Origin of the sequence: Azospira oryzae, assembly GCF_004217225.1 — a bacterium.
In the GTDB taxonomy this organism is placed as follows: domain Bacteria; phylum Pseudomonadota; class Gammaproteobacteria; order Burkholderiales; family Rhodocyclaceae; genus Azospira; species Azospira oryzae.
The window spans coordinates 87,864-108,658 of the sequence record NZ_SHKM01000001.1 but is presented as its reverse complement, the minus strand read 5'-3'; the positions used below and the strand labels follow the sequence as shown (position 1 = coordinate 108,658).

Here is a 20,795-nt window from a genome sequence, read left to right as displayed (position 1 = left end):
GGGCGTCAATCCTAGTCGTTAGTCCAGGCTTGGAAAGCTTAGACGGGGCGGATTCTGACCGCCGGCGGCGGCCTCGGGAAGTGACTAAATGTCACGCGACAAGCGGTCACGCCCTGCCCATAATGCCGCCGTCGCCACCCCTTCGGAGCCGCCTGCATGCCCTCGCCAGCGCCTTTCCCGCCGTCCCGTCCCCTGCGCCGCCTGCGCCTCGACGCGGACCTCCTGATCGCCCTGCGCTGGGGCTCGGTGCTGGCCATGGCCGCCATCACCCTGGGCTTTCCCCGCCTGCTCGGCATCACCATCGCCCCCCTGCCCCTGCTGGCCACGGCCACCTTCCTGGCGCTGGTGAACGGCGCCGCCATGTTGCTGCGCCACTGGGACCGGGAACCCATTCCCGCCATGACCCAGCTGATGGTGGACCTGCTCTCCTGGAGCATCGTCATCTACTTTTCCGGCGGCGCCACCAATCCCCTCATCTCCCTGCTGCTGCCCGTGGTGGCCATCGGCGCCGCCATGCTGCCGACCCTGCAGGCCTGGCTGCTGGGGGCCTTTTCCATCCTCACCTATTCCTTCCTGTGGAATTTCTACCAGCCCCTGGAAGTGAAGGACGCCACCATCGCCGTGCAGCTGCACCTGCTCGGCATGTGGCTGACTTTCCTCGCCTCCGTGCTCATCTCGGTGTGGTTCATCACCCGCATGACGGCCGCCATCCGCATCCGCGACCAGGCCCTGGCCCGGGCCCGGGAAAACGAGATCCGCAACGGCTGGGTGGTCTCCCTCGGCACCCTGGCCGCCGGCGCCGCCCATGAACTGAGCACGCCCCTGGCCACCATGAAGCTGGTGGTGGACGACCTGGTCGAGGATGCCGAACTGCCGCCCCGGACGCGCCAGGAGCTGGCGGGCCTGAAACTGCAGATCGACAAATGCAAGAGCGCCCTCACCCGCCTCACGGCGGAGGCCGGCCGGCCCCGGGCCGAGGAGCGCCGCCAGCGGCGGGTACAGGACTGGCTGGAGGAATGCGCCCACGGCTGGCGGGCCCTGCATCCGGCCGCCAGCATCGCCCTGCGCATCGATGCAGAAGCCGCCGGGCGCCTGGTGGCCGCCGACGTTGCCCTGGAACAGGCCCTGCACAACCTGGTGGACAACGGCGTGCGCTTCAGCCCCGAATGGCTCGAAGTCAGCGCCGCCGTGCATGGCCCCTGGCTCCACCTGGTCATCGCCGACCAGGGGCCAGGCATTCCCGAAGATGTGCTGGCCGCCGCCGGTCAGCCCCTGCCGGTGCATTCGGACTCGGGCCTGGGCATCGGCCTGCTGCTGGCCCGCAGCGCCATCCAGCGCTGCGGCGGCCAGCTCCATCTGGCGCCCCGCCAGCCCCGGGGCACCGACGTCACCCTCAAACTTCCCCTCAAGGATTGCTGACATGAATCCCGTCACCGACGCTGCCGATGGCAACGAATCCCCCCTGCTGCTGATCGTGGACGACGACCAGGCCTACTGCAGTGCCCTGGCCAAGGCCATGGGCCGACGCGGCTTCCAGACCATCGCCGGGCACGACCCGGAGAGCGCCCTGGCCCTGGCGGCCCGGCACGAACCGGAGTACGTCGTGCTCGACCTCAACCTGGAAGGCAAGTCGGGCCTCAACCTGATCGAACCCCTGCTCGAATGCAGCCCCGGCGCCCGCATCGTGGTCCTCACCGGCTACGCCAGCATTCCCACCGCCGTCGGCGCCATCAAGCTGGGGGCCCTGGAATACCTGATCAAGCCGGTGGAGGCCGGCGACATCGTCAAGGCCCTCACCGCCGACCACTGGGAAATCCCCCCCATCGCCACGGACGAGCGCATGACGGTGCAGCGGGTCGAGTGGGAATACATCCAGCGCATCCTGCGGGAAAACGGCGGCAACATCACCGCCACCGCCCGCTCCCTGAAAATGCACCGGCGTACCCTGCAGCGCAAACTGGCCAAGCACGCCCCCGCCGCCTGAAGCCCATGGCGGCGCCAGATCTGCACCGCGGCTACGATCCGAAGCCATCCGTCAAGCCTTGAAAAAGGCGGGAAAACCGAGGAACATCCGCCCCCTTCGTCGATCCGCGCCGGCCAGCCGCCGCGGATCGCGCCACTACCAACCGACGGCGGAGGGGCCATGGCCTTCAAAGACAATCCCGCGGAATTCCGCATCATCGACATCGCCCTGATCGAGCCCGGCCCGGCCCACGTGCGCCAGCACTTCGACGAGGCCAGCCTCAAGGGCCTGGCCAACTCCATCGGCCGCAAGGGCCTGATCCATCCCCTGGTGGTGCAGCCGGCGGACGCCGCCGGGCGCCACGCCCTGGTGGTGGGCGAACGCCGCCGCCGCGCCGCCCTGCTGGCGGGCGAGACCGCCGTGCCGGTGCTGGTGCGGGCCTGCAGCCCGGAGGAAGTGCTGGAAGTGCAGGTCTTCGAGAACCTGGGCCTGGGCGTGCGCGCCGCCCTGGACCCGCGGGACATGGCCAACGCCATCCAGACCATTGCCGAGCGCTTCGAGAGCAAGGATGCGGCCGCCGAACACTTCGGCCGCACCGCCACCTGGCTGGCCCAGGCCACCGCCGCCGCCAACCTGTCGCCCCAGGTTAGCGCCCTGCTCGAATCGGGCAAGATTTCCAGCACCAACACCGCCATCCAGCTGGAGAAGCTGGCCCAGAAGAACGAGGCCAAGGCGGAAACCCTGATCGGCCAGATCGCCCAGCTGCCCGAAGGGGAGAAGCTGCCCAAGCAGGTGGTGGAAAAGGTTCTGGTGGAAGAAGGCCTGCGCCGTGGCAAGAAGCCGGATACCCCGCCGCAAGCCGCGCCGGATATGGCTCCCAGCCCGGCTGCAGCCCAGGTGGCAAGTCCCTCCCCGGCCACGGCCGATGTGCCGCCCTGGGAAGAGGCCCCCGTCGCTCCCGCGGCGCCCGCCATGCCGGCGGCACCGGCGACGGAACGGCGCCGGGTCAATCCGGGCAAGGTGAAGATGGTGGCCGAGATCCTGGGCCTGGAAGCGGAAGACGAAGAGGCCGTGCTGGCCCGCCTGATCGACGAATTCCTGGCCCTCAAGGGCGCCTGAGACATCCCCCGCCAGGCCCATCCCGGGCCTGGAAGGCAGCCCTGCGGCTGCCGGCAGGCAACAGCGGCAGCGCCCAGGCCGCCGCTTTCGTTTTTACTTCACGTCGAGCTTTACTTCACGTCAAACTCGAAGCGGGCGGCCACCTGGCCTTCCACCAGCACCTGCAGGCGGCGGTGGCCCGCCGGCTCGTTGGGGCCCACCGACCACTCGGCGTAGATGTGCCCATCCATGGGGGCCAGCAGGCGCTCGCTGACCTGGGTCCGCTTGTCGTTGGAGAGGCCCAGGTTGCGCGCCACTTCCTTCTCTTCCGCCGTGCCCTTGTTGGGCCGGGGCTGCACGTATTCCTCGCTGACCTTGAGGGTGCGCTTGCTGGTCTTGACCTCGATCACCCAGCCGTAGCGCTGGCCCAGCACGTGGGGTACCACGTCGGTGGGAGTGAACACCAGGTCGCCCTTCTTCTCTTCAAAGATGCCGAACTCGGCGGCCACCACTTCCACCGGGGCTTCCGCCGGCGGCGCGCCGTGGGCCAGGCTGCAGACGAGGAGGAGGGAGAATAGGAATGGGCGCAGCATGGATGGCTCCAGTGGGTGTGGGGGAGGCGCCGCCGCCGGCTTCAGGGGCGCGGCTGCCGGCGTCGGGGCGCTGGGCCGGAAATGGCCTGGGGCGCAGCGGCCTGGGGACTGCTCGGGTCCTCCGCCAGGCTGCGGGCCCGCAGCTGGCCGCAGCCGCCGTCGATGTCCTGGCCGGCGGAATTGCGCAGCTTGGTCAGGATACGCCGCTGGTGCAGGTAGCGGGCCAGATGCCGGGCCCGTTCCCAGGCCGGGCGGCGGAAGGCGCCCTCGCCGGCCTCATCCTCCCCGCCGACGGCGTTGAAGGGGATCAGGTTCATGATGGCGTATTTGCCGCTGAGGAGGCGGACGATGCCGTCCATTTCCGCCTCGCTGTCATTGACCCCGTCGAGCAGGGTCCATTGGTACTGGATGGGGTAGCCGGTGCTGCGGGCATATTCCTCGCCCAGTTCCACCAGTTCCTCCGGCGTCAGGCGCGGGGCCTTGGGCAGCAGCTGGGCCCGCAGCTCGGCCCGGCTGGTGTGCAGGGAGAGGGCCAGGGCCGGCTTCACCGCCTGCTGGGGCAGGCGCTCGAAGACGCGGCGGTCGCCGACGGTGGAAAAGACCAGGTTTTTGTGGCCGATGCCGCCGGCGCTGCCGAGCAGGTCGATGGCGGCCAGCACGTTGTCCAGGTTGTGGGCCGGTTCGCCCATGCCCATGAAGACCACTTTCTTCACCGGCCGCCGGGCCCGGGCCAGCACCACCTGGGCCACGATCTCGCCGCTGGAGAGCTGGCGCAGCAGGCCGTCCCGGCCGGTCATGCAGAAGGTGCAGCCGACGGCGCAGCCCACCTGGGTGGAGACGCAGACCCCGTCCCGGGGCAGCAGCACGCTTTCCACCGCCTGGCCGTCGCCCAGGCGCACCAGCAGGCGCGCCGAGCCGTCGGCCCCCGGGTGTTCGGAATGGACCCGGGCCAGGGCCTCCAGGTCGGCGGCCAGGGCCGGCAGTTCCTCCCGGATGGCCTTGGGCAGGTAGTCCTGGGCCTGGCGGCGGCGGGCGCCGGCATCCAGGGGCTGGGCCTGGAGCCAGGCGCGCAGCACCCGGTCCTCATGGCAGGTCTTGGCGCCGAGGGCGGCCAGGCGTTGGCGGATGTGTTCGAGTTGCATGGGGGCGGAATGCTAGCACCGCCGGCAGCGCCGGCATAGGCGCCGCGCCGCTTGCGGCTCCTGGCGGCGGTGCCCCTAGGCCCCGGGCTCGGCCCAGAGTTCCAGCAGGGCCCCCACCAGATCCTCGTCGCCGCCGCTGCGGGGGCAGACCAGGGACAGCTGGTAGTCCGGCAGGGGCACGGCCAGGTCATAGACGCGGAAGGCCGGATCGGCGCCCGCCGCCAGGGCCTCCACCTCCGAGGCCGGCAGCACCGCCAGGCCGCGGAAGCCCTGCAGCAGCAGGTCCCGCAGCATGCCGGCGTCGGAACTGTAGAGGGCCACCCGGGGCAGCAGGCCGGCTTCGTGGAACTGCTGCTGCAGGCGCTCGTAGGTGCCGATGCCGACGGAGCGGCGCAGCAGCAGCAGGGGATGGGCCGCCAACTCGGCCAGGCCCAGGCGCTGCCCGGAGGCGAAGAGGTCGGCGGGGCCCAGGGCCACCGAGGGCGAGGCCCGCAGGCGGTGCACATTGAAGCTGTCGGGCTGCAGGGGCGGCTGCATGAAGGCCAGGTCCAGCTGGCCGGTGCGCAGCAGGTGTTCCAGGTAGCTGGAATCCCCCACCACCAGGCCGATCTCCCGGGCCGGGAAGCGGGCCATGAGGGCCTCGCAGCGGGCCAGCCAGGGGGCGCGGCAGGTGGGCGAGAGGCCGATGCGCAGGGCCAGGCCGCTCTGGGAGGCGAGGCGCAGCACCTCGTCCCGGGAGGATTCCACCGCCCGCAGGATATCCCGGGCGCGGCGGTAGAACAGGCGCCCGGCCTCGGTCAGCTCCAGCTGCCGGCCCTTGCGCAGGAACAAAGGGGTGCCCAGCTCCTCCTCCAGTTCCTTCAGACGCTGGCTGAGGGGAGGCTGGGCCATGTGCAGTTCCCGGGCGGCCCGGCTGATCTGGCCCTGCTCGACGATGGTGCAGAAGTAGTGCATGCGCTTCAGGTCCATGGGCCACCCATATCAATTCGATATTCCAGACAACGAAAACGGTATTTTATTCGCCACGCCGGAATCCTTAACATACCGGATTGCTTAGTCAAGCCGCCACGTCATGCAGAGCCCCCCGCGGGCCGCCGGCGGCCTTCCCCGGAGAAACACCCCATGCTGGGACCCCTGGCCAACAGCGCCGCCCTGATCCTGGGCGGCCTCGGCGGCGCCGTGCTCGGCCGCCGCCTGCCCCGCCGCGTGCGGGAAACCCTGCCCCTGACCTTCGGCATCATCGCCGCCGCCATCGGCACCACCCTGATGAACAAGGTGCACGCCCTGCCGGCGGTGGCCCTGGCCCTGATCCTGGGCTCCCTGGCGGGGGAGCTGGCCCATCTGGAACGGGGCCTGGAGAAGGCCATCGGCTGGGCCCAGCGCCAGGCGGAAAGGCTCATGCCGGGGGAGAAGGGCAATCCCCGGGTGGAAGGCTTCGTCGGCAAGTTCGTCACCCTGCTGGTGCTGTTCTGCGCCAGCGGCATGGGCATTTTCGGCGCCACCCAGGAGGGCATGACCGGGGATGCCCACATCCTCCTGGCCAAGTCCATCCTGGACCTGTTCACCGCCCTCATCTTCGCCGCCGAACTGGGCCCGGCGGTGGCTCTCATCTGCCTGCCCCAGCTCCTGGTGCAGGGCGCCCTCTTCCTCGGCGCCGGCCTGCTGGTGCCCCTGGCGACGCCGGAGATGCTGGCCGACTTCTCCGCCTGCGGTGGCGTCATCATGATGGCCACGGGCCTGCGCATCTGCGGCATCAAGTTCTTCCCCATCGTGAACATGCTGCCGGCCCTGTTCCTGGCCATGCCCTGCTCCCTGCTGTGGGCCCGCTGCTTCGGCTGAGCCCGGGGCCGCGCTGCGGCTGACAGCCGGCCGCCCGCTTCTCCCGCGCCCGCTTCTCCCGCCGAACGCATCGGCCCCGGCGCTGTCCGACCACTTTGGCCAGCACGCCGATCCTGGCTTCCCTCCTGCCGTTTCATGACTTTTGCCCGCCGGAGCCGGGGCCGGCCTATGCCATACTGCTAGGCAAACGGGATGGAGCGCCATCCCCGCCGACCATTCTCGCCCTCCCCTTTCCAGGTGGCCCGATGATGCAGTTCCCCGCCATCCCCGCAATCACCCGCCTGCTCGGCGCCCTGCTCCTGGCGTGCTGTGCGGCCCTGTCCGCCGGGCCCGCCGGTGCCGACGAGCCGCCCCTGCGAGTCACCAGCGACGACAACTATCCGCCCTACATCTTCCGCGACCCGAGCGGCCAGCCCGTGGGCTATCTGGTGGACCTGTGGTCCCTGTGGGAGCAGAAGACCGGCCGCCGGGTGCAGCTGATCGCCACCGACTGGGGCCGGGCCCAGCGCCTCATGGCGGAGAACGAGGCGGACGTGATCGACATGATCTTCCACACTGCCGCCCGGGACGCCCTCTACGAATTCTCCCAGCCCTACGCCAACCTGCCGGTGGGCATCTACAGCCACAGCTCCATCAGCGGCATCAGCAACACGGACAACCTCAAGGGCTTCCTCATCGGCGTCCAGGTCGGCGATGCCTGCATCGAGGAACTGCAGGGCAAGGGCGTCACCAACCTGCGCCAGTTCAAGAACTACGCGGAAATGATCGCCGCCGCCGTGGCCGAGGAGATCAAGCTTTTCTGCCTGGACCAGCTCCCGGCCAACTACTACCTCTACCGCCTGGACCTGCAGCGCCAGTTCCGCAAGTCCTTCGACCTCTACCAGGGACGCTTCCACCGGGCCACGCGCAAGGGCGACACGGCCACCCTGGCGGCGGTGGAACGGGGCATGGCCCTCATCAGCAACGAGGAACGGGCGGCCCTGGAAAAGAAGTGGATGGGCTCGGCCATCGACTACGTGCCCTACATGCCCTACGCCCGGTATTTCGGCCTGAGCCTGGCCCTGCTGCTGGTCGCCGGCGCCGGCCTGGCCCTCTGGGTGCGGGTGCTGCAGGCGGCCGTGAAGCGCCGCACCGCCGAACTGGAGCGGCAGCGCAGCCACCTGCACACCCTGCTGCGGGGCATTCCCGATCCCCTCTGGCTGAAGGACGAGGCCGGCGTCTTCATCGCCTGCAACCCGGCCTTCGAACGCATGATGGGCCGCCCGGAGCAGGAGATCATCGGCTGCAGCGACTACGACTTCGTCAGCAAGGAACAGGCCGATTTCTTCCGCGACAAGGACCGCCAGGTGCTGGCCGCCGGCACGCCCCAGAGCAACGAGGAATGGATCACCCAGGCGGACGGCTCCGGCCAGCGCCTGTTCGAGACCGTCAAGACGCCCATCGTCGAGCCCCAGGGCAAGGTGCTGGGCGTCCTCGGGGTGGCCCGGGACATCACCGAGCGCAAGCGCCTGGAGGCCGAGGTCAGCAATTACAGCCACCACCTGGAAGAGCTGGTGGCCGAGCGCACCGAGGAACTGGCCCGGGCCCGGGATGCGGCCAATGCCGCCAACGTGGCCAAGAGCGCCTTCCTCGCCAACATGAGCCACGAGATCCGCACGCCGATGAACGCCATCATCGGTCTCACCCACATCCTCAAGAAGGGCGAGCCCTCGCCCCAGCAGCAGGACCGCCTGGACAAGATCGACGATGCGGCCAGCCACCTGCTGTCCATCATCAACGACATCCTGGACCTCTCCAAGATCGAGGCCGAGCGCCTGGTGCTGGAGGAACACCCGGTGGAGCTGGGGCGCATCGTCAGCCACATCTTCTCCATGCTGGCCGAGGGGGCGCGCAAGAAGGGCATCGTCCTCAAGTCGGAAATCGATCCCCTGCCGCCCTACCTGTTGGGGGACCCGACCCGCCTGACCCAGGCCATCCTCAACTACGCCAGCAATGCAGTGAAATTCACCGAATGGGGCAGCGTTACCCTACGGATCAAGGTGCTGGAGCTGACGCCGGCGGACGTCTTCCTGCGCTTCGAGGTGGAGGACACGGGCATCGGCATCGCCCCGGAAGTCCAGCCCCTGCTGTTCGCCCCTTTCCAGCAGGCCGACGGCAGCACCAGCCGCCGTTTCGGCGGCACCGGCCTGGGCCTGGTCATCACCCGGCGCCTGGCCCAGATCATGGGTGGCGACGCCGGCGTGGACAGCCGCCTGGGCTTCGGCAGCACCTTTTGGTTCTCCGCCCGGCTCAAGCTGGGCGAGGCCCGGGCCGCCCTGCCCGAGGACGGCCCCCGCCCCGATTCGGCCGAGGGCGAACTGCTGCAGCACTACCGGGGCACCCCCATCCTCCTGGCCGAAGACGACTCCATCAACCAGGAGGTGGCCCGGGAACTGCTCGAATACGCCGGACTGCGGGTGGACATCGCCGCCGACGGCAACGAGGCCGTGGCCTGCCTGGAACGGGGGACCACGCCCTACGCCCTGGTGCTGATGGACATGCAGATGCCCGGCATGGACGGCCTGGAGGCCACCCGCCACATCCGCCGCCTGCCCGGCATGGAGCAGCTACCCATCATCTCCATGACCGCCAACGCCTTCGGCGAGGACCGGGAGCGCTGCCTGGAGGCCGGCATGAACGACTTCGTGCCCAAGCCGGTGAATCCGGAAGTGCTCTACGCCATGCTGCTGAAGTGGCTGCCCCGGCCGCAGACGCCCAACGCCTGAGCCATTTTTGCCGTCCGCCCCACGCTTTTGCTGGCCGTGGCGGCCCGGGCGGCTACAATAAGCCCCTGCCGCCACGGCCCCCTGCCCCGCTTCCGGGGCAATCCGGCCTGCCCGGCGCGGCCTCTTTCTGACCACTTCACCAACGGAACCAGCGCACCATGTTCGAACACGTCGACGCCTACGCGGGCGACCCCATCCTCACCCTGGTCGAAACCTTCCACAAGGACCCCCGGACTACCAAGGTCAATCTGGGCATCGGCCTCTATTACGACGAACAGGGCCGCATCCCCCTGCTCGGCTCCGTGCGCCAGGCCGAGGCCGCCATCGCCGCCGCCCCCGCGCCCCGCTCCTACCTGCCCATGGAAGGCGCCGCCGATTACCGGGCCGTAGTGCAGAAGCTGCTCTTCGGCGCCGACAGCGCCGCCCTCAAGGCCGGCCGCGTCGCCACCATCCAGACCCTGGGCGGCTCCGGGGCGCTGAAGGTGGGCGCCGACCTGCTCAAGCGCTACTTCCCCAAGAGCGAAGCCTGGGTCAGCAACCCCACCTGGGACAACCACCGCTCCATCTTCGAAGGCGCCGGCATCGCCGTGCACGACTATCCCTACTACGACGCCAGCACCGGCGGCGTGGACTTCGCCGGCATGGTCGCCTGTCTCAAGGGCCTGCCCGAGCAGAGCATCGTCCTGCTGCACCCCTGCTGCCACAACCCCACCGGCGTGGACCTCTCCCGGGAACAATGGCAACAGGTGATCGCCATCGTCGCCGAGCGCAAGCTGATCCCCTTCCTCGACATCGCCTACCAGGGCTTCGGCGACGGCCTCGATGAAGACGCCTACGCCATCCGCGCCCTGGCCGATTCCGGCCTGCCTTTCCTGGTCAGCAACTCCTTCTCCAAGAACCTCTCCTTCTACGGCGAGCGGGTCGGCGGCCTCTCCGTGGTGTGCAAGGACGCGGAAGAAGCCGGGCGGGTCCTGGGCCAGCTCAAGTTCACCGTGCGCCGCAACTACTCCAGTCCCCCCATCCACGGCGAACTGGTGACCACCATCGTCATGAACGATGCCGCCCTCCACGCCGAATGGGTCAAGGAAGTGACCGAGATGCGCACCCGCATCCAGGCCATGCGCCAGAAGCTGTATGAAGTGCTGACCGCCCGGGTGCCGGGCAAGGACTTCTCCTACTTCACCAAGCAGCGCGGCATGTTCAGCTACACCGGCCTCTCCCCCGCCCAGGTGGACCGCCTGCGGGAAGAGTTCGGCGTGTACCTGGTGCGCTCCGGCCGCATGTGCGTGGCCGGCCTCAACACCGGCAACGTAGCCTACGTGGCCGAGGCCATGGCAGCGGTGCTGCAAGGCTGACGGGATTTCCCCGGCGATCTGCCGGGAGAAGCAAAAGGGACGGCCCTCCCGGCGATGCCATTGCCGGGAGGGCCGTCTTTATTGGGGTGTGGCGGGGTGGGTGGTTGTGATTTGCCGCCAGGGTATGGCGGACTATTTAGCCTGTTATCGAAACACGGTCGGGTTTGATTTCTAGGACGTGGTAGGTGTCTGAATCTTCAGGCGTGGTGGGTTTAGTTACCGCTGTGTTCCGCGCCTGACGCGCGGGTTACTTTCTTTTGTCTCGCCAAAAGATAAGTAACCAAAGAAAACGCGAGCCCGGTTTGGCGCCCCGCGTTCCGCGGGGTTCCCTGCGCTACTCGCTTCCGGCGGGGGCTGCGCAACTCGGGCCTAAAGGCCCTCAAACAGTGCTCGCCCTTTCCCCGCCAAAAGCTCCGTTGCTCGGCGCCGCACAGGGCGGGGATTGGCTCTCTCCGAATTCTGCCATTACCCCTAAGTCCTCTGTTGCGGCTGAGCAAAGCAGACATTCAATATGTAGGTAACCGGCAATCACACAAGGTAGTTGGCTCAGAGAGGAAATCACTTTCGGTTGTCCGGAGGAGTTTGACTTACAGCGGACACGCGGAGAAGTCTCTGGCGAAGACATACTCCACGCTTGAGACAACAGCATGTCGATTAATTTCTGCAACCTTCTCGCGTGAGATAACGTCGTTGGTGCTGTGTGAATATAAGCAAACTGTTGGTGAAATCGGTACGATTCTGACACTTGAAAAGTTATCCGGGACTATGAATTCGCCATCAATTGACCTAAGAATTCCCCACCGAGCATCGTTAAGCTGTTCATGAGCGATATCGAGGTTCATCTGAATATTGATCCCAGCCATCTGCCTTCCTGGGACTGTCATGTCCGGCCGCACAAAACCAATATGGTGCTTTTCCAAAAGCTCCTGCTCATTCTTAGTAAGACAGCGTTCTGGCCTTTCTCCACGCAATTTTACGTCTTGAATTGGTTGATGCTTTCTATGCGTGCGAATGTTCCAGAGGGCAAAAAAGTAATTGACCACCGGCTTTTCAAAGAATCCTATCTTAGCGACTCTCCCATCAAGAATTGCCTCAGCTAACGATTGGAAGTTGTCCTCTATCTCTTTCATGTAGCCTTCCTCCGCACGCTGATCCCAAGTGCGCTTTGCGCAAAACAACCGGTCATCAGGGCGAAGCTTCAAACATTTTGCGATTCTGACGGATGAGAAAGAAACATAACCATCGGTATTTGCATACCTAGCAATACTTGCATATGGAAACGTGTGCTGATTCACCGTCAGGCCATGCGGGTTCCCCTTTTGGGGCTTCTCATAGGACATATGGAAACCTAAAAATATTAAATAGACCCACAAAATTCGGATATGAGTCGATACTCACACATTCACTATGCATAGTAAATTCTTGGCCCGACGGGGACGTTGGTGGTCCCGCTTTTGTTAGACACCTCTAAGAGCCCGGACGTGTGGACTGAACCTTAGAGATTTGCCAACGGGCAAATCCTAAATGGTTGGTTACGGGAATACCCGTCAAACCTCCACTCGGTTTCCATCCCCTTCCACCTCCGCCGAGCAGCGGAAGGCGGGCGGGGGGCTTTCGGCGAGGACTGTCTGAGGCCCGAAGGGCCGAGTTCCGCAGCCGCCCCGACCGACTGAGCAGCGCAGGGAAGCCCGCAGGGCCGGGGGTGAGGGTCCGCCTTCTTTTGGCTACTTTTCTTAGCGGTTAAGAAAAGTACGCCCGCCGGGCAACGGCGGAACCCAGCCGTAAATAAACAAACCACGCCCAACAACTCCCCCCCCATGACAAACCAACAACACCCCATAACAAAAAACCCGCCCCGGAACCTCCGGGACGGGCTTCTTGCTGGCTTGCTACAGGAGAAACAGGAAATAACTCAGGCCGGGGCCGAGCTGCGGATCAGGTGGTCGAAGGCCGAGAGGCTGGCCTTGGCGCCCTCGCCCATGGCGATGATGATCTGCTTGTAGGGCACGGTGGTGCAGTCGCCGGCGGCGAAGACGCCTTCGGCGGAGGTCTCGCCCTTGGCGTTGATGACGATCTCGCCCCGGTCGGAGAGCTCGACGGCGCCCTTGAGCCAATCGGTGTTGGGCAGCAGGCCGATCTGCACGAAGATGCCTTCCAGGGCGACAGTCTTTTCCTCACCGCTGACCCGGTCCTTGTACTTGAGGCCGTTCACCTTCTGGCCGTCGCCGGTCACTTCCGTGGTCTGGGCTTCGGTAATCACCGTGACGTTGGGCAGGCTGAGCAGCTTCTTCTGCAGCACGGCGTCGGCCCGCATTTCCTTGCCGAATTCCAGCAGGGTGACGTGGGCGACGATGCCGGCCAGGTCGATTGCAGCCTCGACGCCGGAGTTGCCGCCGCCGATCACGGCGACGCGCTTGCCCTTGAACAGGGGGCCGTCGCAGTGGGGGCAGTAGGCCACGCCCTTGGTGCGGTACTCGGCTTCGCCGGGCACGTTCATTTCACGCCAGCGGGCGCCGGTGGAGAGGATCACGGTCTTGCTCTTCAACACGGCGCCGTTGGCCAGGGTCACTTCGGCGGGTTGGCCGTTGGCGGCGGGCTTGAGGGCGGCGGCGCGCTGCAGGTTCATGATGTCCACCTCGTATTCGCGCACGTGCTGCTCCAGGGCCATGGCCAGCTTGGGGCCTTCGGTTTCCTTGACGGAAATGAAGTTCTCGATGCCCAGGGTGTCCAGCACCTGGCCGCCGAAACGCTCGGCCACCACGCCGGTGCGGATGCCCTTGCGGGCGGCGTAGATGGCGGCGGCGGCGCCGGCCGGGCCACCGCCCACCACCAGCACGTCGAACACTTCCTTGTCGGAGAGCTTGGCCGCATCCCGGGCAGCGGCGCCCGTATCCACCTTGGCCAGGATCTCGCCCAGTTCCATGCGGCCGGAACCGAAGGCCTGGCCATTGAGGTAGATGGCGGGCACGCCCATGATCTGGCGCTCTTCCACTTCCTGCTGGAAGACGCCGCCATCGATCATCACCGCTTCCACATTGGGGTTGAGCACGGCCATGGTGTTGAGGGCCTGCACCACGTCCGGGCAGTTGTGGCAGGAGAGGGAAATGAAGGTCTCGAAGCTGAACTTGCCGTCCAGGCCCTTGATCTGCTCGACCACCTCGGCCTCCACCTTGGGCGGGTGACCGCCGCTCTGCAGCAGGGCCAGCACCAGGGAGGTGAATTCGTGGCCCATGGGGATGCCGGCGAAGTGGATGCGGGGGTTCTGGCCGGCCCGGGCGATGCCGAAGGAGGGACGGCGGGCGGCCTGGCCGTCTTCGCGCAGGCTCACCTTGTCGGACAGTTCGGCGATGTCGGCCAGCAGGCTGCGCATTTCCTGGGCGGTGGCGGAATCGTCCAGGGAGGCCACCAGTTCGATGGGCTGGACGAGTTTCTCAAGGTAAGCCTTGAGCTGGGTCTTGATGCTGCTGTCGAGCATGGTCTTATCTCCCTAAGTCGAAGCGATGCTGTACGGAAACGGATGAAATACGGTGCGGCATGCAATGGAAAGGCGCCCGCATGGGGATGGATGTGCGGGAGCACACCCGGCGGGCGCCTTTGCGCTGCAATCCGCCGCGGTGGGCCCGGCTGGCCGGGCACCGCGCTGCGGAAGGAAGAAGGTCTTAGATCTTGCCGACCAGGTCGATGGAGGGAGCCAGGGTCTTGGCGCCTTCCTTCCACTTGGCGGGGCACACTTGGCCGGGGTTGGCGGCGGTGTATTGGGCGGCCTTCAGCTTGCGCAGGGTTTCGGAAACGTCGCGAGCGATTTCGTTGGAGTGGATTTCCAGGGTCTTGATCACGCCGTCCGGGTTGATGATGAAGGTACCGCGCAGGGCCAGGCCTTCTTCGGGGATATGCACGCCGAAAGCGTTGGTCAGCTGGTGGGTGGGATCACCGATCAGGGGGAACTTGGCCTTGCCCACGGCGGGGGAGGTTTCGTGCCACACCTTGTGGGAGAAGTGGGTGTCGGTGGTGACGATGTACACCTCGGCACCGGTCTTCTGGAATTCGGCGTAGTTGTCGGCGGCGTCTTCGATTTCGGTGGGGCAGTTGAAGGTGAAGGCGGCAGGCATGAAAATCAGGACGGACCACTTGCCCTTCAGGTCGGTGTCGGAAACGGTGATGAACTTGCCGTTGTGGAAGGCATTGACGTTGAAGGGCTGGATGACGGTGTTGATCAAGGAAGTGCTCATCGTTTTATCTCCTGAGTTGATGAAACAAAGTTGGGGTTGGGTGATGCGATGGGTGAATAGTAAAGACCCCAGCGAAATTACTCTAATTGATTGTCTTCATATTTAAGATAGTCAATGACTATCAACAAATGAAACAGCTTCCGGCACGGGGCCCCGACCGGCAGCAAACGCCGACATGGGAGCGGATGAAACCTGGGCTTAAGGGAGAAGGGACAGCGAAAGGCCGGCAGATGTTCCGCGGCAGCGGGGAAAGTCATCCACATTTCCTGTGGATAACCCTGTGGGAGAGCTGGGGGTAGTAGCCGCCAGGGCCCGCCGTTACTGGGATTGCCTTACCCTGCCACGAAAAGCGGCAGGGGCGGCGGAGGGCACATTCAGGCTGAGGCGCGCAAGACCCCGGGGAAAAAATATTCCGGGCCGTGGGGAGTGAGAACGAGATGGAAACGGAGGTTGCCGCTGCGGGCCGCCTCCTGGCTGACCAGGGCTTTCTGGGCCTTGGCGTCGCCGGCCAGGGCCTGGTACTGGTCGACGAAGGCCTGCTGATCGTCGGCAGCCTGCACGGTCTCGGCCGTGGCGGCGATGGCGGTAAAGCGCTGGGTCAGTTCGGCATTGGCGGCGAACAGGCGCTCGATCTGCTGACGGTCCGGAGTGTTGTTGACCACCGTCACATGCCCATCGGAAGCGACGGCCAGCATGGGTTCCGGCGAGGTGCGAAGCCCCTCTTCGCGGAATTTCTTGCCGACCTCGGCGGCAAAATCCGCCACCTCGGCGGACAGCCACTGCCGCGCGGCATCGACCTGCTGGCCGTCCACCGCTTCGGTCAGACTGGCCGCAACGGCTGGAAGCACCTGTTTTGGCGCAGCTTCCGGGGCGCTGCCGGCCCGTGCCTGGGCCTGATAGGCTGCCTGGGGAAAGGCGAGCGACGTGGCGCTCACGAACATGAAAAAGCCTCCGCATATGGTTTTGCGAAGGCTTATTGCAAGACGGATGCCAGCCGGGGCTGGCAGGCCCAGGGGCCTTACTTTTGCAGGCGGCGGCGGGCTTCGTAGAGGCAGACGCCGGAGGCGACGGAGACGTTGAGGCTCTCGACGCTGCCGAACATGGGAATGCGCACCAGCTGGTCGCAGGTCTCCCGGGTCAGGCGGCGCATGCCCTCGCCCTCGGCCCCCAGGACCCAGGCGGTGCCCTTGGGCCACTCGGCGGTATACAGGTCGCCGTCGGCCTGGTCGGCGGTGCCGATGATCCAGATGTCCCGCTCCTTCAGTTCGCGCAGGGTGCGGGCCAGGTTGGTGACGGTGATATAGGGCACGGTCTCGGCGGCGCCGCTGGCCACCTTCAGCACGGTGTTGGTGAGGCCCACGGAACGGTCCTTGGGAGCTATCACCGCATGGGCGCCCACTGCATCGGCCACCCGCAGGCAGGCACCCAGGTTGTGGGGATCGGTGACTCCGTCCAGGATCAGCAGCAGGGGCGGCTCCTCCAGGGTGTCGAGCACGTCGTCCAGAGTCACCTGGCGCTCGTTGGCGTCCACCTTGGCCACCACGCCCTGGTGCCGCTGGCCCGGGGCCAGGCCGTCGAGGCGCTTGGCGTCGGCGGGAATGACGCGGATGCCCTGGGCCTCCGCATGGCGCAGCAGGTCCTTGGCCCGGGCGTCCTTGCGGCTCTGGTCCAGGTACACCTCCTTCACCGCATCCGGATTGTGGCGCAGCTTGGCGATGACGGCATGGAAACCGTGGATGAGGCGGGTGGGGTGATTCTTTTCGGGAGCGGCCTGGGACATGGGGAGGCAATCGGAAACGGTTCGGGCCGCCATTGTAGACCAAGGCCCGGGCCGGCCCCAGCCCGGCGCCGGCAAGAGAAATGCCTTGCCCGCCCCATAGGCCCCGGCTAGTATTCAAGTCGGCGGAACTGATGCCGTTAAATCAGTCAGTTGAAGGCTTTTATTACAGCGATTTTTTAACTACGGCCCATCATGCTCGATCACGCCCTTCCCAGCCTGGACTCCTGGGTCCTGTTCTTCTCCGAACAGGAACTGCCCGTCTTGCGGCACACCGTGCGGCGCCTGGAAGAGGCGCGGGAACGCATGGACAGCATCAGCGGCCGGGAGATCGCCAGCATCATCCTGCAGGACCCCATGATGACCGTGCGCATGCTGGCCTACATCCAGCCCCTGCGCGGCTCCCGTCTGCGCAACGACGTCACCACCATCGACCAGGCTGTGGTCCTTTTGGGCATCGAACCCTTCTTCAAGAAGTTCGAAAACCTGTCCATGGTGGAAGACACCCTGAAGGACCAGCCCCAGGCCCTGCTCGGCCTCATCAACGTGGTCCGGCGCGCCCAGCGGGCCGCCCAGTACGCCTACGACTGGGCCCTGTGGCGGCACGACCTGAACATGGAAGAAATCGTGGTGGCCACCCTGCTCCACGAACTGCCCGAACTGCTGCTGTGGTGCTGCGCCCCCAAGCTGGCCCTGCAGATCAAGGCGCTGCAGAAGTCGGACCGCGCCCTGCGCTCCGTCACCGCCCAGGAAACCGTACTCGGCGCCCACTTCGCCGAAATGCAGCAGGCCCTGTGCCGGGCCTGGAACCTGCCCGAGCTGATGCTCAAGCTCACCGACGAGGAACAGGCCAGCGCCCCCCGGGTGCGCAACGTCCTGCTGGCGGTCAATCTGGCCCGCCATTCGGCCAACGGCTGGGACGACGCGGCCCTGCCCGACGACTACCGGGACATCGCCGAATTCCTGCACGTTCACATCTATACGGTGATGAAGAAGGCCGGCGCCCCCATTCCGCCGGAAATGGAAGCGGCGGAACTGGGCCTCGGCGACGAGGCCGCCGCCCCGACCGAGCCTCCGGCTCAGCCGCAGTAGCGCAGGTTGGCCAGGTCCAGCAGCAGTTCCGGCGCCTGGTAACCGAGAAAAATCAGCACCAGCAGGGCGGCTGCCAGGGCCGCCCCCACTCCCCAGAAAAACCAGCGCCAGTGGCGGGCCATCTCAGGCACCTGCCGGCTTCGGCTCGGCCCGCTGCACGGGCCGCTCGTCGATGGGCCAGCAGAGGATGGCGGCGATCACCGAAAGACCGATGGAGAGCAGCCAGGCCAGGTCGTAGGAGCCGGTCTTGTCGAAGATCATGCCGCCCAGCCAGGCGCCGAGGAAGCTGCCCAGCTGGTGGCCGAGGAAGACGATGCCGGCCAGCATGGACATGAAGCGCAGACCGAAGACCTGGGCGATGAGGCCGTTGGTGAGGGGCACCGTGGCCAGCCACAGCAGGCCCATGCAGGCGGAGAATATCCAGATGCTGGTCACCGACAGGGGCGCCAGCATGAAGGCGCCAATGACCACCACCCGGGCGCCGTAGATCAGCATCAGCAGGTTCTTCTTGCTGCCCTTGCCGCCGGCCCAGCCGAAGAGGAAGGAGCCGAAGATGTTGAAGAGGCCGATAAGGGCGATGCCGGTCATGCCGACGTTGGCGGAGAAGCCCGAATCCACGGCGAAGGACGGCAGGTGCAGCATGATGAAGGCGGTCTGGAAACCGCACACGAAGTAGCTCCAGAACAGGTAGTGGAAGCTCCTCTGCCCGCCCGCCTCCACCAGGGCGGCTCCGGCGGACTGGCCGGCGCCGCTCACATGCTTGTGGCCGTCGGCCATGGCATAGGCCAGGGGTGCGATGAGGCCGACGCCACAGGCCAGCAGGAACAGGGCGGCCTGCCAGCCGAAGCTGCTGATCAGGGCCTGGCCGATGGGCAGCACGGCGAACTGGCCGAAGGAGCCGCCGGCGCTGGCGATGCCCAAGGCCAGGCTGCGCTTTTCCGGCGTCGTGTGGCGGCCGATGACACCCATGATGACGGCGAAGGTGGTGCCCGACAGCCCCAGGCCCACCAGCACCCCGGCGGACAGGTCGAGAGCCAGGCCGGTGCTGGAAACGGCCATCAGGGCCAGGCCCACGACATAGAGCAGGGCCGAGGCGGCGATCACCCGGCCGGCCCCGTAGCGGTCGGCGAAGGCGCCGGCGAAGGGCGAGCCCAGGCCCCACACCAGGTTCTGGATGGCGAAGGCGAAGGAGAAGACTTCCCGGTTCCAGCCCAGGGCGCCGGTCATGGGCTGCAGGAAGAGGCCGCCGGTATGGCGGATGCCCATGGAGAGGGTGAGGATGATGCAACCGCACACCAGGATCAGGGTCGGCGTGCGCCAGGCGGACGGGCTCGATGGGGACATGTTGTTTGTTCTCTGCAGCATGGGGTCCGCCATTATAGGCAGGCCGGGGACGGCACAGTTCAAAGCCGGTATTATTCCCACGTCAATCAACAGGGAGCGCTGACAATGAGCGTAGGCGGCATGATTTTCCTCGGCCTGGTGGTGGTGGCCCTGATCTACGGCATCACCCTCTACAACGGACTGGTGGGTCTCAAGCACGGCGTCGCCAAGGCCTGGGCCAATATCGACGTGCTGCTCAAGCAGCGCCACGACGAACTGCCCAAGCTGGTGGAGGTGTGCAAGCAGTACAAGGAATTCGAGCAGAGCACCCTGCAGCGGGTGATCGAGGCCCGCAGCCAGGTGCAGACCGCCCGTCAGGCCCAGGACGTGGGCGCCCTGGGCGAGGCGGAAGGCGCGCTGCGCCTGGGTCTTGGCCGGCTCTTCGCCGTCGCCGAGGCCTATCCCGAACTCAAGGCCAACGAGCACTTCATGCAGCTGCAGCAGCGCATCACCGCCCTGGAAAATTCCATCGCCGACCGCCGCGAGCTGTACAACGAGGCGGTGAACATCAACAACGTGCGGGTGGACCAGTTCCCCGACGCCGTCATCGCCCGCCTCTTCCGTTTCGATCCCCAGCCCCTGCTGGAATTTGCCGCCGCCGAAAAGGCGGACGTGGACATCAAGCAGCTCTTCAGTTGATCCCCCGCCACTTCAAGCTCCACTGGCAGACGGGCCAGTGGATCACCTCGGGCGCCCAGCTGGCCCTGCTGGTGATCGGGGCCCAGACCGAATCGCCCCTGGGCTGGAGCGTCTGCCTCGGGCTGATGGCCCTGCTCAGCCTGTGGGCCTGGAGCGGCGCCCTCAAGCGACGCCGGGCCATCGCCGACACCCCCACCTCCCGCATCGCTTCCGCCGCCCAGGGCTACGTCGAACTGCAGGGCAACGGCCGCCCCATGGCCGGTCTGCCCCTGGTCTCGCCCCTCAGCGGCGGCAGCTGCCTGTGGTATCGCAACACCACGGAGCAGAAGGATTCGGAAAACCAGTGGAAGGTCATCAACCGGGACGAAAGCGAGGCCTCTTTCGTCCTCGACGACGGCAGCGGCCTCTGCGCCGTGGACCCGGCCGGTGCCGAAATCCACACCCGGCACAAGCAGCAGTGGAGCGAGGGCGACTACCGCCATACCGAATGGACCCTGCGGGAGGGCGACGACATCTATGTCCTGGGCGGCTTCCATACCCGGGGCGGCGGCGACGCCCTGCTGGACCCGGCGGAGGACCTGAAGCAGGTGCTGGCCGAGTGGAAGCGAAACCCGGAGGAACTGCACCGGCGCTTCGACCTCAACGGCGACGGCGAGCTGGACATGGAGGAATGGCGCCTGGCCCGCCAGGCCGCCCGGCGCGAGGTGGCACAGCTGCACCGCCAGGCCCGGGCCGTTCCCGACATCCATCTCATGGGCCGCCCCGATGGCGGCCGGCTCTACCTCATTGCCAATCTGGCGCCGGAAAAGCTGACCCGGCGCTACGGCCTGTGGGCCCTCTTCCACCTGGCCGTCTTTTTCGCCGCCCTGGGCGCCCTGCCCTGGGTCTGGCAACAACTATAAAAAACCGGGCACCGCCCA

The 20,795-nt window shown here is 66.4% G+C and carries 19 protein-coding genes; 9 read left to right on the top strand and 10 right to left on the bottom strand.

From position 1 onward, the window contains the following. The first annotated feature begins 156 nt into the window (after positions 1–156). From EV678_RS00505 to EV678_RS00495, 3 genes are all read left to right on the top strand, one after another. Positions 157–1,419, top strand: coding sequence for a sensor histidine kinase (locus tag EV678_RS00505; protein ID WP_130458125.1), 1,263 nt, complete (start codon positions 157–159; stop codon positions 1,417–1,419). A 1-nt stretch (position 1,420) separates the two neighbouring features. Beyond that, positions 1,421–1,984 carry a response regulator transcription factor gene (locus tag EV678_RS00500; protein ID WP_014236984.1) on the top strand — a complete coding sequence of 188 codons (564 nt, stop codon included), beginning with the start codon at positions 1,421–1,423 and terminating at the stop codon, positions 1,982–1,984. Positions 1,985–2,143: 159 nt separating this feature from the next. Continuing rightward, entirely contained in the window at positions 2,144–3,082 is a 939-nt protein-coding gene (locus EV678_RS00495; protein ID WP_130458124.1) for a ParB/RepB/Spo0J family partition protein, read from the top strand. Positions 3,083–3,192: 110 nt separating this feature from the next. Here EV678_RS00495 and EV678_RS00490 read toward each other — a convergent pair whose 3' ends face one another. The 3 genes from EV678_RS00490 to EV678_RS00480 form a co-directional block, all read right to left on the bottom strand. After that, the gene (locus EV678_RS00490; protein ID WP_130458123.1) at positions 3,193–3,654 is read right to left on the bottom strand and encodes a hypothetical protein; all 462 of its coding nucleotides are present in this window, start codon (positions 3,652–3,654) and stop codon (positions 3,193–3,195) included. Between the two features lie 41 nt (positions 3,655–3,695). Next, positions 3,696–4,796, bottom strand: coding sequence for an RNA methyltransferase (locus tag EV678_RS00485; RefSeq protein ID WP_130458122.1), 1,101 nt, complete (start codon positions 4,794–4,796; stop codon positions 3,696–3,698). Positions 4,797–4,871: 75 nt separating this feature from the next. Beyond that, on the bottom strand, positions 4,872–5,765 hold the full coding sequence (locus EV678_RS00480) for a LysR family transcriptional regulator (RefSeq protein WP_235832383.1): 894 nt from the start codon (positions 5,763–5,765) through the stop codon (positions 4,872–4,874). Positions 5,766–5,918: 153 nt separating this feature from the next. Here EV678_RS00480 and EV678_RS00475 point away from each other — a divergent pair, with 153 nt between their 5' ends. The 3 genes from EV678_RS00475 to EV678_RS00465 all read left to right on the top strand — a co-directional run bounded on the left by EV678_RS00475 (position 5,919) and on the right by EV678_RS00465 (position 10,755). After that, complete coding sequence (locus EV678_RS00475; RefSeq protein ID WP_014236979.1) at positions 5,919–6,635, top strand: DUF554 domain-containing protein; 717 nt, start codon at positions 5,919–5,921, stop codon at positions 6,633–6,635. Positions 6,636–6,880: 245 nt separating this feature from the next. Continuing rightward, positions 6,881–9,400, top strand: a complete 2,520-nt coding sequence (locus EV678_RS00470; RefSeq protein WP_130458121.1) for a response regulator — start codon at positions 6,881–6,883, stop codon at positions 9,398–9,400. A gap of 158 nt (positions 9,401–9,558) precedes the next feature. Beyond that, a complete protein-coding gene (locus EV678_RS00465) occupies positions 9,559–10,755 on the top strand; it encodes an amino acid aminotransferase (protein WP_130458120.1) in 1,197 nt (398 codons plus the stop codon). 587 nt (positions 10,756–11,342) lie between these two features. Here EV678_RS00465 and EV678_RS00460 read toward each other — a convergent pair. From EV678_RS00460 to rlmB, 5 genes are all read right to left on the bottom strand, one after another. Next, a complete protein-coding gene (locus EV678_RS00460; protein WP_130458119.1) occupies positions 11,343–12,095 on the bottom strand; it encodes a DUF4238 domain-containing protein in 753 nt (250 codons plus the stop codon). 572 nt (positions 12,096–12,667) lie between these two features. Further along, the gene (gene ahpF / locus EV678_RS00455; protein ID WP_130458118.1) at positions 12,668–14,230 is read right to left on the bottom strand and encodes an alkyl hydroperoxide reductase subunit F; all 1,563 of its coding nucleotides are present in this window, start codon (positions 14,228–14,230) and stop codon (positions 12,668–12,670) included. Positions 14,231–14,414: 184 nt separating this feature from the next. Next, entirely contained in the window at positions 14,415–14,984 is a 570-nt protein-coding gene (gene ahpC, locus EV678_RS00450; protein WP_130458117.1) for an alkyl hydroperoxide reductase subunit C, read from the bottom strand. Positions 14,985–15,358: 374 nt separating this feature from the next. Next, entirely contained in the window at positions 15,359–15,925 is a 567-nt protein-coding gene (locus EV678_RS00445) for a hypothetical protein (RefSeq protein WP_014236973.1), read from the bottom strand. A 77-nt stretch (positions 15,926–16,002) separates the two neighbouring features. After that, the gene (gene rlmB / locus EV678_RS00440; RefSeq protein WP_130458116.1) at positions 16,003–16,764 is read right to left on the bottom strand and encodes a 23S rRNA (guanosine(2251)-2'-O)-methyltransferase RlmB; all 762 of its coding nucleotides are present in this window, start codon (positions 16,762–16,764) and stop codon (positions 16,003–16,005) included. Between the two features lie 192 nt (positions 16,765–16,956). Between rlmB and EV678_RS00435 the strand changes: the two genes are divergently transcribed. Continuing rightward, positions 16,957–17,853 (top strand): HDOD domain-containing protein, encoded by an 897-nt coding sequence (locus EV678_RS00435; RefSeq protein ID WP_130458115.1) that lies wholly within the window; start codon positions 16,957–16,959, stop codon positions 17,851–17,853. On the opposite strand, the gene EV678_RS16425 is transcribed toward EV678_RS00435, so the two are convergent. Together EV678_RS16425 and EV678_RS00430 are read right to left on the bottom strand one after the other, a co-directional pair. Next, positions 17,841–17,975 carry a hypothetical protein gene (locus tag EV678_RS16425; RefSeq protein ID WP_014236970.1) on the bottom strand — a complete coding sequence of 45 codons (135 nt, stop codon included), beginning with the start codon at positions 17,973–17,975 and terminating at the stop codon, positions 17,841–17,843. The genes EV678_RS00435 and EV678_RS16425 overlap by 13 nt on opposite strands. 1 nt (position 17,976) lies before the next feature. Continuing rightward, positions 17,977–19,197, bottom strand: a complete 1,221-nt coding sequence (locus tag EV678_RS00430; RefSeq protein WP_165397424.1) for an MFS transporter — start codon at positions 19,195–19,197, stop codon at positions 17,977–17,979. Between the two features lie 105 nt (positions 19,198–19,302). Between EV678_RS00430 and EV678_RS00425 the strand changes: the two genes are divergently transcribed. Continuing rightward, positions 19,303–19,875 carry a LemA family protein gene (locus tag EV678_RS00425; RefSeq protein WP_130458113.1) on the top strand — a complete coding sequence of 191 codons (573 nt, stop codon included), beginning with the start codon at positions 19,303–19,305 and terminating at the stop codon, positions 19,873–19,875. Beyond that, the gene (locus EV678_RS00420) at positions 19,872–20,777 is read left to right on the top strand and encodes a GIDE domain-containing protein (RefSeq protein WP_130458112.1); all 906 of its coding nucleotides are present in this window, start codon (positions 19,872–19,874) and stop codon (positions 20,775–20,777) included. The genes EV678_RS00425 and EV678_RS00420 overlap by 4 nt, the downstream gene beginning before the upstream one ends. Positions 20,778–20,795: the final 18 nt, after the last annotated feature.

Coding starts and splice junctions, on each gene's coding strand:
- EV678_RS16425 (WP_014236970.1), bottom strand. CDS start 17,975: ATGGCCCGCCACTGGCGCTGGTTTTTCTGGGGAGTGGGGGCGGCCCTG.
- EV678_RS00500 (WP_014236984.1), top strand. CDS start 1,421: ATGAATCCCGTCACCGACGCTGCCGATGGCAACGAATCCCCCCTGCTG.
- EV678_RS00495 (WP_130458124.1), top strand. CDS start 2,144: ATGGCCTTCAAAGACAATCCCGCGGAATTCCGCATCATCGACATCGCC.
- EV678_RS00445 (WP_014236973.1), bottom strand. CDS start 15,925: ATGTTCGTGAGCGCCACGTCGCTCGCCTTTCCCCAGGCAGCCTATCAG.
- EV678_RS00475 (WP_014236979.1), top strand. CDS start 5,919: ATGCTGGGACCCCTGGCCAACAGCGCCGCCCTGATCCTGGGCGGCCTC.
- EV678_RS00505 (WP_130458125.1), top strand. CDS start 157: ATGCCCTCGCCAGCGCCTTTCCCGCCGTCCCGTCCCCTGCGCCGCCTG.
- EV678_RS00430 (WP_165397424.1), bottom strand. CDS start 19,197: ATGTCCCCATCGAGCCCGTCCGCCTGGCGCACGCCGACCCTGATCCTG.
- rlmB (WP_130458116.1), bottom strand. CDS start 16,764: ATGTCCCAGGCCGCTCCCGAAAAGAATCACCCCACCCGCCTCATCCAC.
- EV678_RS00470 (WP_130458121.1), top strand. CDS start 6,881: ATGATGCAGTTCCCCGCCATCCCCGCAATCACCCGCCTGCTCGGCGCC.
- EV678_RS00485 (WP_130458122.1), bottom strand. CDS start 4,796: ATGCAACTCGAACACATCCGCCAACGCCTGGCCGCCCTCGGCGCCAAG.
- EV678_RS00435 (WP_130458115.1), top strand. CDS start 16,957: ATGCTCGATCACGCCCTTCCCAGCCTGGACTCCTGGGTCCTGTTCTTC.
- EV678_RS00425 (WP_130458113.1), top strand. CDS start 19,303: ATGAGCGTAGGCGGCATGATTTTCCTCGGCCTGGTGGTGGTGGCCCTG.
- EV678_RS00480 (WP_235832383.1), bottom strand. CDS start 5,765: ATGGACCTGAAGCGCATGCACTACTTCTGCACCATCGTCGAGCAGGGC.
- ahpF (WP_130458118.1), bottom strand. CDS start 14,230: ATGCTCGACAGCAGCATCAAGACCCAGCTCAAGGCTTACCTTGAGAAA.
- EV678_RS00465 (WP_130458120.1), top strand. CDS start 9,559: ATGTTCGAACACGTCGACGCCTACGCGGGCGACCCCATCCTCACCCTG.
- ahpC (WP_130458117.1), bottom strand. CDS start 14,984: ATGAGCACTTCCTTGATCAACACCGTCATCCAGCCCTTCAACGTCAAT.
- EV678_RS00460 (WP_130458119.1), bottom strand. CDS start 12,095: ATGTCCTATGAGAAGCCCCAAAAGGGGAACCCGCATGGCCTGACGGTG.
- EV678_RS00490 (WP_130458123.1), bottom strand. CDS start 3,654: ATGCTGCGCCCATTCCTATTCTCCCTCCTCCTCGTCTGCAGCCTGGCC.